General features: G+C 50.2%; 15 protein-coding genes. 3 read left to right on the top strand and 12 right to left on the bottom strand.

All coding sequences use genetic code 11. From position 1 onward, the window contains the following. Positions 1-2 precede the first annotated feature (2 nt). A complete protein-coding gene (locus tag C7R92_RS25365) occupies positions 3-1,436 on the top strand; it encodes an eCIS core domain-containing protein (RefSeq protein WP_106836068.1) in 1,434 nt (477 codons plus the stop codon). Between the two features lie 56 nt (positions 1,437-1,492). On the opposite strand, the gene C7R92_RS25360 is transcribed toward C7R92_RS25365, so the two are convergent. From C7R92_RS25360 to dpaL, 8 genes are all read right to left on the bottom strand, one after another. Next, positions 1,493-2,131 carry a pyridoxamine 5'-phosphate oxidase family protein gene (locus tag C7R92_RS25360; protein WP_026043241.1) on the bottom strand — a complete coding sequence of 213 codons (639 nt, stop codon included), beginning with the start codon at positions 2,129-2,131 and terminating at the stop codon, positions 1,493-1,495. A gap of 94 nt (positions 2,132-2,225) precedes the next feature. After that, positions 2,226-3,500, bottom strand: coding sequence for an imidazolonepropionase (hutI, locus tag C7R92_RS25355; RefSeq protein ID WP_106836067.1), 1,275 nt, complete (start codon positions 3,498-3,500; stop codon positions 2,226-2,228). 5 nt (positions 3,501-3,505) lie between these two features. Continuing rightward, positions 3,506-5,176, bottom strand: a complete 1,671-nt coding sequence (gene hutU, locus C7R92_RS25350) for a urocanate hydratase (protein ID WP_106836066.1) — start codon at positions 5,174-5,176, stop codon at positions 3,506-3,508. 163 nt (positions 5,177-5,339) lie between these two features. After that, entirely contained in the window at positions 5,340-6,836 is a 1,497-nt protein-coding gene (locus C7R92_RS25345) for a helix-turn-helix domain-containing protein (RefSeq protein WP_106836065.1), read from the bottom strand. A 98-nt stretch (positions 6,837-6,934) separates the two neighbouring features. After that, positions 6,935-7,492, bottom strand: coding sequence for a signal peptidase I (gene lepB, locus C7R92_RS25340; RefSeq protein WP_017250512.1), 558 nt, complete (start codon positions 7,490-7,492; stop codon positions 6,935-6,937). Between the two features lie 102 nt (positions 7,493-7,594). Then, a complete protein-coding gene (locus C7R92_RS25335; RefSeq protein ID WP_106836064.1) occupies positions 7,595-9,376 on the bottom strand; it encodes a sigma-54 interaction domain-containing protein in 1,782 nt (593 codons plus the stop codon). Between the two features lie 74 nt (positions 9,377-9,450). After that, the gene (locus C7R92_RS25330; RefSeq protein WP_106836063.1) at positions 9,451-10,611 is read right to left on the bottom strand and encodes an ArgE/DapE family deacylase; all 1,161 of its coding nucleotides are present in this window, start codon (positions 10,609-10,611) and stop codon (positions 9,451-9,453) included. Then, the gene (gene dpaL / locus C7R92_RS25325; RefSeq protein WP_106836062.1) at positions 10,608-11,846 is read right to left on the bottom strand and encodes a diaminopropionate ammonia-lyase; all 1,239 of its coding nucleotides are present in this window, start codon (positions 11,844-11,846) and stop codon (positions 10,608-10,610) included. Before dpaL ends, C7R92_RS25330 begins: the two co-directional genes overlap by 4 nt. Before the next feature lie 50 nt (positions 11,847-11,896). Between dpaL and C7R92_RS32085 the strand changes: the two genes are divergently transcribed. Beyond that, positions 11,897-12,154: a hypothetical protein gene (locus tag C7R92_RS32085; protein WP_158265766.1), complete on the top strand. Its 258-nt coding sequence runs from the start codon at positions 11,897-11,899 to the stop codon at positions 12,152-12,154. A gap of 454 nt (positions 12,155-12,608) precedes the next feature. Then, complete coding sequence (locus C7R92_RS25315; protein ID WP_106836098.1) at positions 12,609-13,829, top strand: hypothetical protein; 1,221 nt, start codon at positions 12,609-12,611, stop codon at positions 13,827-13,829. Between the two features lie 194 nt (positions 13,830-14,023). Here the strand turns inward: C7R92_RS25315 and C7R92_RS25310 are convergent, their stop codons facing one another. The 4 genes from C7R92_RS25310 to C7R92_RS25295 form a co-directional block, all read right to left on the bottom strand. Then, complete coding sequence (locus C7R92_RS25310; RefSeq protein WP_017250517.1) at positions 14,024-14,602, bottom strand: TMEM175 family protein; 579 nt, start codon at positions 14,600-14,602, stop codon at positions 14,024-14,026. 311 nt (positions 14,603-14,913) lie between these two features. Then, entirely contained in the window at positions 14,914-15,327 is a 414-nt protein-coding gene (locus tag C7R92_RS25305; protein ID WP_106836061.1) for a VOC family protein, read from the bottom strand. Between the two features lie 168 nt (positions 15,328-15,495). Further along, complete coding sequence (locus C7R92_RS25300) at positions 15,496-15,906, bottom strand: RNA polymerase sigma factor (protein WP_244195816.1); 411 nt, start codon at positions 15,904-15,906, stop codon at positions 15,496-15,498. 120 nt (positions 15,907-16,026) lie between these two features. Continuing rightward, complete coding sequence (locus tag C7R92_RS25295) at positions 16,027-16,884, bottom strand: putative RNA methyltransferase (RefSeq protein WP_244195815.1); 858 nt, start codon at positions 16,882-16,884, stop codon at positions 16,027-16,029. Between the last annotated feature and the right edge of the window lie 12 nt (positions 16,885-16,896).

Raw genomic sequence — 16,896 nt, 5'->3', positions numbered from 1 at the left:
TCATGCGACGCTATGAATCTAGCAAGCCATCTATGGATGCGACTCATGAAAAAACGAAAGCACCTGCTTCCAGGCCCCTGCTCCAACCGAGCCAGGTTCAAAGAAAGGCCAGTCACTCTTCCCACATCCTTTCTCTGCAAAAGACTCTTGGCAATCAGGCTGTGCAGCGCATGTTATCGAGGACTCTCTTGCAAAAATCGGAGAATCTCTCTTCCGGCAGCGGTCGCTCACTCCCCGATTCCGTCCAAGCAAAAATGGAGAAGGCTTTTCGCACTGATTTTTCAGATGTACAGATTCATCCAGAATCGTCTGTCGCCTCCCAAATCGGGGCTGTTGCCTTTGCCCAAGGGAATGACATTCACTTTGCTCCCGGCACTTATCAGCCGGAGACGCGAAGTGGTCAACAACTGCTCGGTCATGAGCTGACACATGTGGTCCAGCAACGACAAGGACGGGTAAAAGCGAACGCTCCAGATTCCAGCCTACCGATCAATGACGATCCTGCTCTCGAAGCGGAAGCTGATCGCTACGGGTCTGTTGCGGCTTCTGGTACCCAGTTGGACAGCACAGACTATAACGCAACAAGTTCTGTATCATCCCCGATCATACAAGGAACGTGGGATGAAGCTTTGTTAGATGCACGCAGAATGTGGAATAAGCATGTGGCGAAAACCAATGATTTGCATGAAGGAACAATCAATGAACTTTTTGACGAGACAAACTACTTGTCTTACTTTAACAAAGTGAAATACAGCTACAGTCTGCACTCCAAAATTTCGGATATTTTCTCAATTACAGGTGGGAACTATACAGAACTAGAAGAAGCACAGCGTCTTTTCGGACAGGAGATCACGCCATATTTCGGTCAAGATAAGGACAACGATCCTGACATCGATTACAACTATTTGGAGAAGCAGGAAAACGCCAACGATGAGAGAGTCCACATGATGGACGAAGACGAGGATCATTCCAACGTTTTAGAAGTAAATAAACGCGTTGCGATGGAGATCAAAACGATCAGCTCCCATGATGATTTACAAATTAACGCCCGCATTCACGAAGCGATCGGCCAATTGGACAAACGGCGCGACACTGGTAATTATGATGAATACGTCATCGTCATTCAAAAGTATCATTCGGAAAATCCTTGGCCTTACACAAAAACGGAAAACAATGCGGCTGCCGAACTCGGCGATCTCAAGCAAAGAGTTATTAATAGACTGAGGAGCATGACCAATCTGCCCACCTATAATATCAAGGTCATTTTCCGCGGGATCACCAAAGGAACGCCCACAGGCGGAACAGGTGGCGTAAATCCCGCATTCCTTATCCCGGAACACATCCGCTATTCGAATATGCAATCGTATTCGTTGGAGTGTTACTACTGGGGTGAAATCGGTGCAGGGTGGCTGGTAGATGATCCTGTTCGCGAATAACATGACGAAACGGCAGCCACGCTGAATGGATGGCTGCCGTTTCTCTTTCGACATGATTAGTACAATCGTTTCGTATAGCTGTCTTGCAAGCCCTCCGCCACTTCTTTTGCCGTCACACCCGGAAGCTTCACATGGTCCGCCAGCATTTGTGCGACATTAGGAGTCGTCCCCTCTGCCGGCCATGACTCCGGCTTCCATAGACCAGAGCGCATAAATGCCTTCGCACAGTGAACGAAGCACTCCTCTACCTTCACACCGATCCCAAGCGTAGGCACCTTCCCGTTTACCGCCATCTTCGCCAGTATTTCTTCATCGCGAATAATGCAAGCCTTGCCGTTCACGCGGAACGTCTCTTCCAGCGTAGGAATCAAAAAGATAAGCCCAATATGCGGGTTGACCAAAATGTTTGTGATGGTATCCATCCGCTTGTTTCCTGGGCGCTCAGGGATGACGAGATGATGATCATCGATGACATGCACAAAACCAGGCGCATCTCCGCGTGGCGAAGCATCGCAATGGCCATCTTTGTCAGCTGTGGCAATGATGAGAAATGGCGCTTGGGCAATATAGTTGCGGCTATGGTCATCCAACTGGGTTATCGCCTTGTTCTGTACGAGACGACTTGGCTCTCCAACCATTTCGCGCAGTTGCTGTTCTGACGTGACCACATCACGGAAAATTCCGAATCCTGACATGAATAACCCCTCTTTCCTCTGCTTGTTCAAACCTGCCACCATCATACCACTTTTCTTGCTCATGGCAGAAGCAGGAAGTCCGGAGAGGGTCATATTACGCCAGTCTGCCCCCAGCAACGACAATCGCTCCGTTTTTGATTACTGTGTTTACGTGGTTGATTCCGTAACGATATTGCAAGGTCATGAAATCAGGGACGTCAAAAATCGTGACATCTGCTTTTTTCCCTACCTCAAGGCTGCCGACTTCATGCGCGCAGCGGATTGCGTGAGCAGCATTGATGGTAGCTGCCGTCAGCACCTCGGCTGGCGTCATCCCCATTTTCAGGCAACCCAGATTCATGATGAGTGGGAGCGAAACGGTTGGAGACGAGCCCGGATTGCAATCCGTCGAAATCGCGACAGCGACCCCACGATCAATCATTTTCCTGCCATTTGCTGACTCTGCCATCAGGAAAAACGCCGTACCGGGCAGTAACACAGCGATGACACCCGCTTCTGCCATCTGTTCAATCCCCTTGTCAGAGGCGCGCAGCAAATGATCCGCTGATACCGCGCCAACCGAAGCTGCCAGCTCTGCCCCTTCATACGGTTCGATTTCGTCCGCATGAATCTTCGGCAGCAACCCATGACAGACTCCTGCTTCGAGAATGCGTCGGGACTGCTCAGGGGTGAACACACCTCTTTCGCAAAACACATCGTTAAAAACAGCCAGCTTGCGACGAGCAACCTCTGGGATCATTTCCTCGATGACCACATCTACAAATGCATCCGGATTTTCCTTGTATTCGCGCGGCACCGCATGTGCTCCCATGAAGGTACTGACGATGTCCATGGGATGTTCCTCGTGCAACTGCTTGGCGACCTCCAGCTGCTTCAGCTCATCTTCCAATGTCAGGCCGTAGCCGCTTTTCGCCTCGACAGTTGTAACCCCATGCAACAGAAATTGGTCAAGACGCTGCTTACTCTGAGCAAACAGCTCTTCGTGGGTAGCTGCGCGCGTCGCTGCGGTTGTCGAGTGAATTCCCCCGCCATTGTTCATAATCTCCATATACGTCGCACCGTTTAGCCGCATGTTAAACTCGTTTTGCCGACTGCCCGCGTGCACCAGATGTGTATGCGGATCGATCAGCCCTGGTGTGACCAGCTTACCCGAAGCATCGATGATTTGCGCCTCATGTGCACGGTCTCGATAGTAAAGCGCCAGCTCCTCATCTGTTCCCACACGCTGGATAACGCCGTCTTCCAGCCAGATGCTTCCGTCCTCGATGATCGACAGCTCATTCATTTGCGCTCCTACTACCGGGGAAGAGGAGCTGCGAGCCAGCGTAGCAAGCTGACTGGCGTGGCGAATCCATACAGGTTTAGTCACGGCTCTTACTCCTTTATCATCGGAATGTGGACGCCTTTTTCCTTGGCTGTTTGAACTGCGAGGTCGTACCCTGCATCGACATGTCGGACGATGCCCATGCCTGGATCGGTCGTGAGGACTCGTTCCAGACGACGTGCTGCTTCTGGAGTACCATCTGCCACGATGACCATTCCGGCGTGGAGAGAGTAGCCCATGCCAACGCCTCCTCCGTGGTGCACAGATACCCAGCTCGCTCCGCCTACTGCATTGATCATGGCATTGAGAATCGGCCAGTCTGCAACCGCATCGCTGCCATCCTTCATCGCTTCCGTCTCACGGTTTGGCGAAGCAACAGAACCGGAGTCCAGATGGTCACGCCCAATGACGATAGGGGCCGAAAGCTCACCGCGCGCTACCATCTCATTGATGATTTGACCAAAACGCGCACGCTCGCCATAGCCTAACCAGCAAATGCGGGAAGGCAGTCCCTGGAACTGAATGCGCTCCTGCGCCATGCGAATCCAGTTGCACAGATGGGTATTGTAGGAGAACTCGCGAAGAATGACTTCGTCTGTCTTGTAAATATCCTCAGGATCGCCGGATAGCGCTACCCAGCGGAACGGCCCCTTGCCCTCACAAAATTGCGGTCGGATGTAGGCTGGCACAAAGCCAGGGAAACGGAATGCATCCTCTACACCCTCGTTTTTTGCCACCTGTCTGATGTTATTGCCATAGTCGAAAGTGACTGCTCCTTTTTCCTGCATGGCGAGCATGGCGCGAACGTGTTCAGCGATGCTTGCTTTTGCACGGGATTCGTACGCTTTCGGATCGCGTGTCCGCAGTTCGGCTGCTTCCGCAAGTGACATGCCGATGGGAATGTAGCCGTTGAGTGGATCATGCGAGGAGGTCTGGTCCGTTAGCACATCCGGGATAAAGTCGCGAGCCAGCATGGCATTCAGCACTTCCGGTGCATTGCCTAACAGTCCGATGGAAATGTCTTTTTTGTCGCGTTTCGCTTCTTCCGCCAAACGGATCGCTTCGTCTAGACTTTCTGTCATCACATCCAGGTATTTCGTGTCCAGTCTGCGCTGGATACGAGTCGGGTCCACCTCGATATTGATGCTGACTCCACCATTGAGCGATACAGCCAACGGTTGCGCACCACCCATGCCGCCCAAGCCAGCTGTCAAGGTAATCGTTCCGGTCAGCGTGCCTTCAAAATGCTGGCGTGCCAGTTCTGCAAACGTCTCGTACGTCCCTTGCACGATGCCCTGGCTGCCAATATAAATCCAGCTTCCCGCCGTCATTTGTCCGTACATCATCAAACCCTTTTTGTCTAGCTCGTGGAAATGCTCCCAATTCGCCCAAGCAGGCACCAGATTCGAGTTTGCCAGCAGCACACGCGGTGCATCGGTATGCGATTTGAATACAGCAACCGGCTTCCCAGACTGGATGAGGAGTGTTTCATCACTCTCTAACGTTTGCAATGTTTTGACAATCGCATCGAAGCATTCCCAGTTCCGTGCCGCCTTGCCAATTCCGCCGTATACGACCAGATCCTCTGTACGCTCAGCTACATCAGGATTGAGGTTGTTCAAAAGCATGCGCAACGCCGCTTCCTGCACCCATCCCTTTGTATGTAATTGGGTACCTGAAAAGGCTTGGATCAATTGCTCAACGGATTGTGTCGTCGTCATCATTTCCACCTGCTTTTCTAAAAGGATGTATTTCTTAGCTCCATTGTAAAAAAGCAAGGAAAGACAAAAAAGGCACCGCAATTTCGATTTGGTGCCTCTATTTTCGATTCACATGCAACCGCATTCATGGTTTGACAAAAAAATCTGTCTTTTCTTTCGATTTCTATCTTTTTTTCTGATTTCGTAACAAACGTGGAGTTGTCCCGGTCTTTTCCTTAAAAATTTTACTGAAATAATTGGCGTTGATGAATCCACATCGTTCTGCCACTTCTTGGACAGACAAGGATGTCTCGAGAAGCAATCGGCGTGCTTCTTTTACTCGCAACGATGTGAGTATTTGGCGAAAAGAGCTTCCTTGCTTTTGTGCGAGCAGCGTACTGAAATAGGAAGGGCTGCGGTCGATATAGCGTGCGACTTCCTCCAAGCGCAGTGCTGGATCGGTGTAGCGGCCTTCTATATAGCGAATCGCCTGTTCCACAACATCTGCACGGGATTCGTCGATGGGATGATGAGCGACATCAAGAAGCTGATTGATGAACAGCAGCAGTTCCACTACGATCCGATACAAGATCGGCGAATAAAGAATCGTTTCGAAAACCCGGTGATACTCCTCTTCCAAAGGTGCAGAGTCAAGACCACGTGATATCATGTATCTCCTGACTTGGGCCAAAATACTCGTCAGCCGAATACGCAACAGTCCCGGCTCCGGATAAGGCTCTTCCTTGAAAAAAAAGTGTGTATACAGCCACTGCTTCAACTCTTCCCGATTGCCTTCATCCAGCATTTCAACCCACGTGCGCTGTTCGGCAGGGGTCAAAAATGGGTCAATCATCGTCCAATTCACACGATTATCAATGACCGTCACTTGCCGATATCCTTTGAAAAAGCGGACTTGCAGCGCTTGGCTCGCTTCCGCATACGTTTCGTTCAAGCTCTGCTCATAGTTGCTTGCGTCATACATGACCAAAAAGAGCGGCGCATCATTGTTTGCTTCCCAGTCCATCAGCAAACGCTTACCCATTTGGTGGAGCGTAGAAGGCGAGACCGCAGCATCCATTGGAAAAACCCCCACAATGGTCTCCCCTAGCGGCAATAGATTGGGTTTGTCGCGAAACGGATATTCCTCAAAAAAGCGCAGCAATTCCGGATGCCGCTTCGGATCCTCCAATTGAGCCAGCATGAGCGAAAAAGACTTGGCTTGAGCATGCCCGGGGAAAAACAGGTCAAGATACGAGACATCCCTGTCATTGTCCGCTCCCATTCCCTTCTCTTCGTTCATTCGCTTCCGATCCAAGCGCTCCTGGCAACATCTCGTCAGGATTCTCCTGATGTATTCAGGTGTCTGTGGCTTCAGCCATAGATCGCGTGCAAAAAGTCCAATCCCCTGCATCGCACGCTCGAATGTCGCCTCTGATGTGGTCACCACAACAGTCGGACGATACTGATCCACCAGAAGCTTCAGCCGATCCCACTGCCCGCGCCCAATCATGTCCAGTTCAATACAGATCACTTCCGGTGTATGCGCTTCCATCATTTCGTAAACGTCTTCCATGGTCCCGGCACTATGCACCTTGTCATACGGAATGGCATAGCTGGTGACGAGCCATCCGATTCCGATTCGTTCGTTCTGGTCCCGATCCGCTATCAAAATGCTGGGCATAAGCCGTCCTCCTTTTTAGAGCTATCAGAAGAGTGGGACATCTTTTTCTATGAAACAAAGGTTGCCCATAATTGGACAACCTTTTCTCACTCACGTTCTTACTTTTTGAGAGGATTTTCGATCATGGTTCCCATCACATGATCCAGCGGAATAAAACCAATATCGCGGGAATCCGTGCTGTGATTCCGGTTATCTCCCATGACAAAAACATGATCGGCTGGAACCGTGATCTTTCCGTCTGCTACATATTCCATCGTTTCTTTGATATATGGTTCGTTCAATGCCTCACCGTTTCGATACACCTTGTTGTCTTTGAACTCTAGTACGTCGCCTGGTCTTCCAATGACTCGCTTAACATACATCGTGTGATCATCGCCTTGACCAGTGACCAGCGACACCAAGGGATGCCCCACGATATCGTCCATCAATGTACGGTCTCGCTCTACCCGACTGTCGATCACGACAATCTCGCCGTAATCTGGCAAATAAGAAAACGTGTGTGATAGTTTAGACACATATATGCGCTGTTCGTCTTGTAAGGTAGGGTCCATGGAATGCCCATCAACCTTGAACGGTTGAAATACAAAGATTCCGAGGACAAGAGCGAAAACGACAGCAAAGGTTATCGATCGAATCCATCCTAATACTTCTCTCATTTTCTTTTGGCACTCCTTCCTTATACCATTCTCTCTTTCATTCATCGAAACCATCATACCACATTATCCGCTCAATCCCAAAAAATCAGCTAGAAGCAAAGATCAGGTGAGACCATACTCGCGCAGTTTCCGAAACAGCGTTGCCCGGCTTATGCCTAATAGTGCAGCTGCTTCTTCTTTTCGTCCGTTTCTATCCCGGATTTGTTGCATCGCAGTATCTATTGCTGCTCGTTCCAGTTCTTTCAGTGTAAGCCCTTGCTTTTGCCAGTCGAATGACCCCTGACTTTCTTTAATGGAATGCGAGGAAGATTCACGCAGCATTCCCGTTCGAATCGGCAAGCTCGAAGGCTGAACCCAAGCGTTTGCTTCCATATTGACTGCGTACTCGATTACATTTTCCAGCTCTCGGACATTTCCTCTCCAGTCGTGATGAAACAGGACGTTTTGCGTCTCTTGGGAAAAGCCGTGCAACTTCTTCCCCACCCGATTCGCATGCGCCAAAAGGATATCGTTCGCCAAAGGAAGTATATCCTCTCTACGTTCTCGCAGCGAGGGCAAGTGAATGGGAATCACATGCAATCGATAGTACAAGTCCAAGCGAAACAACCCCGCGTCTACCCGCTCCTGCAAATCCAGATGGGTTGCTGCAATGATCCTTGCCGCTAAGCGTATGGGCTTGCCATTACCTCCAATTCGATACAGTTCCTTTTCTTGCAACACGCGCAGCAGCTTGCTCTGTAAGTGCATGGGCATATCCCCGATTTCATCGAGAAACAGTGTGCCTTTTCCTGCGACCTCAAACAACCCCGGTTTTCCACCCTTTCGCGCTCCTGTGAATGAGCCTTCCTCGTAACCGAACAGCTCGCTCTCCATCAAATGCTCAGGGATTGCGGCGCAATTAATCGAGAGAAACGGCTCGTCACGGCGCAGGCTTGCCTGATGAATGGCTCTAGCAAAGAGCTCCTTTCCGGTTCCACTTTCCCCTTGGAGCAAGACAGTCGAATCACTGGCTGCTACACGTCTTGCCACTTCCTTTGCCTGTACAATCGCAGGACTGTTTCCACCGATCATCCGAAAAGCGTCGGGCTCCGAGTATCCACTCACCTGCCTTGCGATTTGCACGACTTCCTGTACATCATCTAGCGTAATCACCCATTCTTTGACCGTTCCTGCCAGGAGAATGGGCTTGATGGCAAACAAAAATGTCTTTTCTTCCTGCCCGATGGACAAAACGACCTGCTTTGGCGCAGACTGCGCGGCATCTGCATCGCGAATAGCGTCTATCCATCCTGCCATTTGACTGTCGTCGTGATCGAGCTGCAAATACTGACGGGCACGCTGGTTCGCCTGAATGATCCGATTGTCTTGATCGACGAGAAACATGGCTTTGTCCATTTCATCCATGACGACACGCAGCTTTTCTACCGTATGCAACTGCTCGACGTACAAGTAATGCTCTTTTAGCTTAATGGCGATCAGCTCGGCCATTTTTTGCAAATAGGTCAATATCGCATCCACATCCGCAAACAACCGCTCGCGCTGCTCCTCATCGAAAGCGAGCAGGCCGATCACACCTATATTTTCATTGTCTAATTGTATCGGGCAGCAAATCTCTCCCGTCTCCGTGCAATTTCCATAATGCATACAGGGACGACACCGCTCATCCTGCCCTGGATGCATGATCACAACAGGATGCCCGGCGAGCAACGACTCCCGGTATATATGGTCCTCTCCTGCCATCGTCCGCAAAACGCCAGCCTCATTCTTCCCCGTCCCTGCGATCCGCAAAAACTGACTGTCCGCAATCTCTACCTCTACGCGCAGAACGGATGCAACAGCCGAAGCAATCTGTTGCACACTTTCTTGAATATCTCGCAAGGGCATCGGGCTTCCCCTCCCGTCAATCTATTGCCTACATTATAGCGCATCACAGGGGAAGCCAGCCCTTATGCATTTTTTTACTGGCAAAAATCGCAAATTGTCTCCACCAAGATGGCACTCATGTCTACCAAGCTATCTACCTCTACATATTCGACTGCCGCATGCAGACCGGCTCCCACTGGTCCGAACAAGACAGTAGGGATTCCCGCTTCCTGCAATAATGCCGCATCCGTCCACCCCGAGAATCCGCATACTTCGGGAGTTTTTCCCATCACGCTCTTACATGCTGCCTGAAGAGCGATATAAACAGGTTCATCCAGCCCGACTTCAAACGGCTCTCGCAAAAATGACAGCTCGGCGCTTGCTTGGAACGTCTCATCTTCAGCGCGCAGCTTCTGTAGGATTGCTTCTATTTCATTGGCCACGTCTGCCTCTGTCTCGCCCGGCAACGTCCTTCTCTCCCAGTCGATGCGGCAATAATCTGGGTAGGTGGACAGCTCTGTTCCACCCTGAATGAGTGAAGCATGGACAGATGCCGCACCGAGTATCGGATGAGCCGTGCCTTGAGCCAATCTGTCTGAAAGACGCTCCAGCTCTTGCAGGACCCTGCCCGCACGAACGATTGCATCAATCCCTTCTGCTGGACGACTTCCGTGAGCTGCCTTGCCCAGCACCTCGCATTTAACCCAGGCAAATCCTCTATGAACGACGCCAATCGCCAGATCGGAAGGCTCACAGCATATCGCCGCATCTGCTTTGTACGCCTTTACCAGCTCCTCTGTGCCGATGCTTTTATACTCCTCGTCAGCGACAAAAGTCAAAATGACATCTCCTGCTAAAGAAACCTTTGCTTGTGCGATCGCCTCTACTGCGGCGATCATGGCCCCCAGACTACCCTTCATGTCCTGACTGCCTCTACCGTAAATTTTGTTGTCCACAAGGGTAGGCTCAAACGGCGGAATCTCCATGCGTTTGGCGCTCACCGTATCCATATGTCCGTTTAGCATCAGGGATTTGCCTCCGCCTGCTCCCCGTAGGATCCCGACGACATTGACCGCGGTGTCGTTAATAGGCGTGACATGAACCTCCAGTCCTGCCGCCTCCAAACGCTCTCGAATAAATGCGGCGATCGCTTTCTCGCCCGGTCCATCCTCATCAAGGTACGGGTTCACCGAATCAATCCGAATCAAATTCTGTACCAATGAAATCAGTTCGTCTCGATTGATCGTCACGTTCATTTTGTCATCTCCTCCTCTTCTCGGCATGCACCTTCCCAGATGATACGTCTGTAGATATCCCGATCCGTATCCCCTTCCGTACTAAAGCACAGAACAACGGAATTTTCATTCAAGCCGAGCTGCTCACGCTGTTGATGATACATAGGCTTGCTCATCAAGGCAGCAAGAAGCCCTACCCCGACTGCTCCACTTTCCCCACTCACAATGGAAGGGTCGGCTCCAGTCGGTGCCGCAAGTAGACGCATGCCGTTTGCCGCCACGTAATCGGCACAGCTGACGAAGAAGTCTGCGTGCTCCTGCAAGATCTCCCATGCCATCGGATTCGGCTCACCACATGCTAGACCCGCCATAATGGTTCCTAGCTCGCCCGTAGCTGCATGTGGTTGTCCGTCGTTCTTTTCTGCTGAGAGGACCATGCAATTGGCGCTATGCGGCTCGACGATCACGGTCGTTAGGTCTTTATTTGCTTGCGCTACTACGAAATGTCCTAAGACTGCGGCGGCCATGGAACCGACACCTGCCTGCAAGAATAGATGCGTCGGCTGTTTGGAGTCGGTGAGGGCTGTGAGTTGTTCCATGGCCTCTGCTGCCATCGTCGTATAGCCTTGCATGATCCATGTGGGAATGGTCGTGTAGCCTTCCCATGCCGTATCTTGAATCACTTGCCAACCACGTTCCTTCGCCATTTGTTCTGAGAGACGCACAGCTTCATCGTAGTTTCCATTGATGACATGGGCATGTGCACCCGCCTCCCGTATCGCATCTACCCGTTGCTGGGCGGAGCCTTTGGGCAAATAAACAACGGCATGCTGTCCTAGCGCCTTAGCAGCCCATGCAACTGCCCGTCCGTGATTGCCATCTGTCGCAGTGACGAAGGTGACTTCTCCGATTCGGTCTCTCATGTCGTGGGAACATAATGCTTCAAAGGTCATCTCTTCTGTCGATTTCCCCAGCTTTTCGCACAAGAAACGAGCCATCGCATAAGAAGCTCCCAGAACCTTGAAGGCATTGAGACCAAATCGCTTAGACTCATCTTTTACAAGTACCTGATCTACTCCCAGCTCACGTGCTAGTACAGGCAATGTAACGAGGGGAGTCGGCTCGTAGTTTGCAAGAGATTGGTGAAAGGCTTTGGCAAAACGGGTTTCTTTTTCAGTCAAATAGGTAGGAATGCGAGAAGTCTCGCTATTTTTTCTATTATTTTTCACAACGTAGATTGGTGGGCGTTTATCCATCGATGGGTTCCTCCTCGTGTGGTTTCATCCTTTTTGATAGAGCAAGGATCGTGCCAACGGTGCGAGGCGTCGATGGCTTATTAGTTTGGTGGCAATCGTATCAAAATGAGATTCGATTGTATCAATTTGATACTGAAAGTATTATTTTGAGACTTGTTATTCCAGCTGCTGTGGTGGGAAGAAACAGGAGAAAACGCTCCAGCTTCTTGGGTCACCAGCTTGGGGGATTGACTGCACGGCTCCATGGAAAAAGCGAAACCGCGTCCAAAGTAGAGGTTCAGGGATGCTTTTCAGAGGTGGACGCTTAAAGGCGTGTTTCGCTTTTTCCATTGCACCTCGGTAGGTGCCCCAAAGATCTTCGCTTATTCCTCCTGTTTCCTTACAAGCTGTTGGTTTTCAGATAGGCTTTGAAAGATTGAGGACAAACCATTCGCTACGCCAGAGAAGAATATTTCCAGTCCTAGCGACTTTCGAAGTCCAACCCAGCTTCGCGGCGATTTGCGGGCAAAAGAAACGCAACGTGCCCCTGCGACGGAGCGGCTACCACTTTTGCGTTTCCCCGCAAAGCGCTGCGGAGCGGACAGTCTCACACTTCCTAGCAGGACGTAGCCCGGAGCGTAGACTGGAAATATTCTTCTCTCCACCGCAGCAACTACAAGTTCAGTCTGGATTTATATGCTATATTTTTATTAATCTCCAAAGTACTGAGATGGATTGATACATAGCACAGAAGTCAGGAGTTAAGAAGGAAGGATGAAGGAAATGCCAATTCATAAGCAATCTCGTTCTCCTATTGGTTCTATTAGAGAAGATGGTCGTTATCCCATCGACCTGACTGGCCCACAGAGCCACACGCTTGTTCTCAAGCCCGGCGTAGGGAGCCTCTCCATCGGACCGTCACAATTGGGCAATAAAGCAGACCTTCACATCGATCCCTATACACCTATCAATTGGAACGTATTCGATTCTTTTGCCACACCAGCTGGATCGCCCTGGCCGCGAGTTCTGTACTACACAGGTAGCGACGTGGGCTTCTTCGACTGGGCCAAAGAACGCCCCATTGAAGGAATGTCATGGGTTCCGATCTTGCCTAATGACATAGTCGTGGACGCCAGCCATTCCAAATTGCACGACTTGTCTATCGAGCTGGACAAGTTTGAAAGCCGTTTGCATCTAAAACTCCCGAAGCACCAGGTCTCTGAATATTTCCGTCTGAGTGTAGCTGGCGATCTATCGCGCTTCTCTGTCGATGGCGACATGCCCTACTCTCTAACACTGAAGCCGGGCACCAGCCGCCGCAAGAATAAGGATCCCTTCTTGCTACCCGATCTGGGCGAGCTGCACCAGGTCACGAGCCTGACGCTTCGAAACGAACCGCTGGCGCAGCCTATCTCACTGGAGTGCCTAAGTCGATTTCAGAATCTTACATCACTGAGTTTGTGGGGGAATTTCTGCGATTTGGACTTGCTAGCTCGTCAGTCCCAGTTAACGAATTTGGAGCTGCGCTTCATGCCTGATCTGGGTGACTTGCCGCCATTACATGTGTGGCCTTTGCTTGACAGATTTATCGCCTATAACGTGGAGGAGATTGCTGGCAAGCGACTGAGACAGCAAATGAAAGCGCGAGCTAAGACCCGCCCGTGGACGGGCTACGCTTCAGTGAGCCAATTACGGAAGTCTGAGTGGTGGACGACCGAGTTTGGCCGCCCATTTTCGTCCTGGCCGAAACGTCTGGCCAAGCTGGCTAATGAAGCTTATGACGTTGCACAAGCGGCCTTGGCTCAAGCCCGCAGCCTTACTGATGCGGAGACAGCCATTACCGCCTTCACCGTGCGTTTCAACACCCTCAAAGGTATCGAAACCATTGAACGAGAAGACCTTGGTGAAGCTGTATGGCAACTAAGCCAGTCTGACCACCAAATCGGCCAGCCTATAACGGAGGAGATGGCTCAACGCTGGTTCGACGCAGCACGCGATTACTGAATAAAGTGAAGCAAGGTTGATAATAAGTTTTAAGGCCATCCTTTGCGGGATGGCCATTTTTGAGTTCGTTGTATTCGACGATCGTTCTCCGTTCGTTTAATCAAGCTGTAAAGAAACCTATTTTTTCGAAAAATAATTCATTTCGGATTTACTTGAAACAAAGCCTCCGGTTTGGAGGCTTTGCTTCGGCCCAATTATTCGCTTCTCAAGATGTGCTCGATTCGCTTTTCCGGCACGACCCAGATCACAGCAACGAGTACGTAAAAGAAACCGGAAACCCATGGACCCACATACGCGGTCAATATTGCGAGCAAGTAGAGAAAAGGAGATACTTTCACCTTCCAGTCTCTGCCCATTGACTTTACGAATGCGGAATCGCCGGAATGCTGGCTAATGATTGCGAGCTGGAGAAACCTGTAAGAAGTCGCTGCAAGCAGAAGAACGATCCCATACAATGCCATCGGGGCGGGGGCAAAATGACTTTCCCCCATCCAGGCGGTCGTGAAGGGAATAAAGGATAGCCAGAAAAGCAATATCAAGTTGAGCCACATTAGCCGCCCGTTCATTGTTCGAATCATGTGCAACAGATGATGATGGTTGTTCCAGTAGATGCCGACATAAACGAAACTAAAGATGTAGCTAAGCACTTTTGGGCCTAGTTCGATTAACGAATACCAGTCGTGGCCTTCCGGTACTTTGAATTCTAGCACCATGATCGTAATGATAATCGCCAGTACGCCATCGCTGAACGCTTCCATCCGGTTTGCTCTCATTTGGTGATCACCTGTTTCCCTCTTTACGTGCTTCATTGATCTATAGATATCTGTAGTTATTCTATATGTTCTGCATAATGGCAAGCACCACCTTTTCGCTAATGAAGGACCGTAAAAAATTGTTACGAACATTCCCTTGCGTTTCCGGCCGAATTGAACCGCAGGATCGCTGCGGAGCGGACAGTCTCCACTTCCTAGCAGGACGTAGCCCGGAGCGTAGACTGGAAATATTCTTCTCTCCACTGCAGCCCCGTATATAGAAATAACCACCTGCTTACCTCTTACAGGTGGCTTTTTCGAACAGAATGACTCTATGCGTTTCTCTCTTCATCTTCAGCAGATGGCCATCCACCCCATAGGTGGTTCAAATTCCCATCTGGATCACGAAATCTAAAGCTATAGCCCCCGCCTCTCTTATACGTCATTTCACCTACTTCGATTCCTTTACTTTTCAGTTCCTCATAAACCTCATGGATTCGGTCTACCTGCAAAGAGATGATCGGCTGGGCTTGTCCGACCATATCAGTAAAGTCCAAACGCGGAACTTCCGGACAACGGATGAGTCCGAGACCTACTCCGCCTACGTTCAACCAAGCCTCGTTGTCTCCAGGTGAAAATTCGAAAGTAAACGGAATGCCAAGCACATCCCGATACCACTTTATGGATACCTCCAAGTTTTTGACTGGCAGCTGTACAACCGCAAAGTTATGTACATGAATACTCATTTGTGTTCGCTCCTTTATTTTCAATATACGTTCACCCTCATGAACGAAAGAATCCAACAAAAAGAAACGGGTTCCTCTACCATTTCTGAAAAAAATGCAGCAAATGTCCATCCGGGTCACGAACAGCAAAGAAAAGGCGATCGCCTGCTACCGAAACCTTTTCCACGCTCACGCCCTGCTCTGCGAGGCGTAGGTACGTTTGACAAATCGCATAGGCATCCCCCGCACGAAAAGCAGCCAAAAATTGCTCGAACCCTTCTTTTGATACCAATCCAGACGAATCACGACGTCCAGCTTTGTCGATTTTCTTTTTGCTGGATGGGCTTTCATCCTGTGCTCATTCGCCTTTCCTTTCCGGCAATGATCGATCCAAGCATTCGTGGCAATTTGCCTCAAAAATGCCTTGGTCAGTTGTCTGCCTGGAGCCTTCTGCAAGGATCGATACACCTTCGTCAAGGTTTCTTGCAGGAGATCCTGCGCATCCCAGTCGTTTTGCGTGAGGGACAAGCAATGCTTTTGGATATCCGCAAGAAAAGGTTTTACGCGCAAAAAGGAAGCCTCATCCTGATCCGCTCCCATACTATCCCTCCGAAACCTTTCTGACTATTCACATTTATTTTCGATAAAAGAAGGAACGCTGTCAAACAAAAGAAAACGACCGTCCAGAACGGATTTTTCCCGCTCAGGACAGTCGCTACGTTATTTCCTGCCAATCAACACAACCAAGTCTATCGTCATGTCCACTCCTGCCAAGTCAGACACCCGTTCTAACTGCTCAGGTGTCGCCCCCCATGCCAACGGAGTCATCTGGAGCAGGGAAGCAAGACTCCCTTCATCCAGTCGGAATTGATACTGAATCCGTTCCTTGCCGATTAGCTGGAAGCTGGCTTTGAAGTGATCGATCGTACGATGATTCGAATATTTTGTTTTTGGTGTCTCTTGATACAAGACTTCTCGTAGTTCTCGCAAATAGTTGGCCTCGGGAATGACTTTGATCATCCGTCCATCATCAGCCAGGAGTCTATGAAACTCATCCGAATTGGATGGAGATAACAGATTGAAAATGTACGGAAACTGTCTGTTCGCAAACGGCGCCTTCGTCAAATCGCCAACGCACCAAACTACTTCTGGATCGCTCTTCGCCGCGAGCATAACTCCCTCTTTGGCGAGATCGACACCCACTCCGATAAAGGGGACTTCGCTCGTTTGCATCACTCGCTGCCGAACCTGCGACAGATGATAGCCTTCGCCACATCCTGCATCCAGTCCATACATCTGGCTTTCCTCGGGTTCTGTCGTATGCAGGATGACTTCGCTTAACACGTCATACAATGGATCAAAAAAACCTTGCTCCATTATCGTCCTTCTCGCTGCGAACATTTGCTTGTCATACTTTGTTTTGTAGGTTCGTGCTGCCAAGTGAACGTAGCCGTGCTTGGATAAATCAAAGCAATGATGATTGTTGCATACCAAGCTGGTTGCAGGTACGTTGCGCATAGCTGCCTGGCAAATTGGACAACGAAAAATCTCCACATGCTGAGAAATAGCTGTAGACATCAAAAAAAGCAC

The sequence above is a fragment of the Brevibacillus porteri genome (genome assembly GCF_003013475.1).
Taxonomy (GTDB): domain Bacteria; phylum Bacillota; class Bacilli; order Brevibacillales; family Brevibacillaceae; genus Brevibacillus; species Brevibacillus porteri.
This window is presented reverse-complemented; position numbering and strand designations above follow the sequence as displayed.

Excerpts from the sequence above, each read along its gene's own strand:
- C7R92_RS25300 (WP_244195816.1), bottom strand. The coding sequence starts at position 15,906 with ATGGGAGCGGATCAGGATGAGGCTTCCTTTTTGCGCGTAAAACCTTTT.
- C7R92_RS25305 (WP_106836061.1), bottom strand. The coding sequence starts at position 15,327 with ATGAGTATTCATGTACATAACTTTGCGGTTGTACAGCTGCCAGTCAAA.
- C7R92_RS25315 (WP_106836098.1), top strand. The coding sequence starts at position 12,609 with ATGCCAATTCATAAGCAATCTCGTTCTCCTATTGGTTCTATTAGAGAA.
- C7R92_RS25330 (WP_106836063.1), bottom strand. The coding sequence starts at position 10,611 with ATGAACGTGACGATCAATCGAGACGAACTGATTTCATTGGTACAGAAT.
- C7R92_RS25295 (WP_244195815.1), bottom strand. The coding sequence starts at position 16,884 with ATGTCTACAGCTATTTCTCAGCATGTGGAGATTTTTCGTTGTCCAATT.
- C7R92_RS25310 (WP_017250517.1), bottom strand. The coding sequence starts at position 14,602 with ATGAGAGCAAACCGGATGGAAGCGTTCAGCGATGGCGTACTGGCGATT.
- lepB (WP_017250512.1), bottom strand. The coding sequence starts at position 7,492 with ATGAGAGAAGTATTAGGATGGATTCGATCGATAACCTTTGCTGTCGTT.
- C7R92_RS25345 (WP_106836065.1), bottom strand. The coding sequence starts at position 6,836 with ATGCCCAGCATTTTGATAGCGGATCGGGACCAGAACGAACGAATCGGA.
- C7R92_RS25365 (WP_106836068.1), top strand. The coding sequence starts at position 3 with ATGCGACGCTATGAATCTAGCAAGCCATCTATGGATGCGACTCATGAA.
- dpaL (WP_106836062.1), bottom strand. The coding sequence starts at position 11,846 with ATGGATAAACGCCCACCAATCTACGTTGTGAAAAATAATAGAAAAAAT.
- C7R92_RS25335 (WP_106836064.1), bottom strand. The coding sequence starts at position 9,376 with ATGCCCTTGCGAGATATTCAAGAAAGTGTGCAACAGATTGCTTCGGCT.
- C7R92_RS25360 (WP_026043241.1), bottom strand. The coding sequence starts at position 2,131 with ATGTCAGGATTCGGAATTTTCCGTGATGTGGTCACGTCAGAACAGCAA.
- hutU (WP_106836066.1), bottom strand. The coding sequence starts at position 5,176 with ATGACGACGACACAATCCGTTGAGCAATTGATCCAAGCCTTTTCAGGT.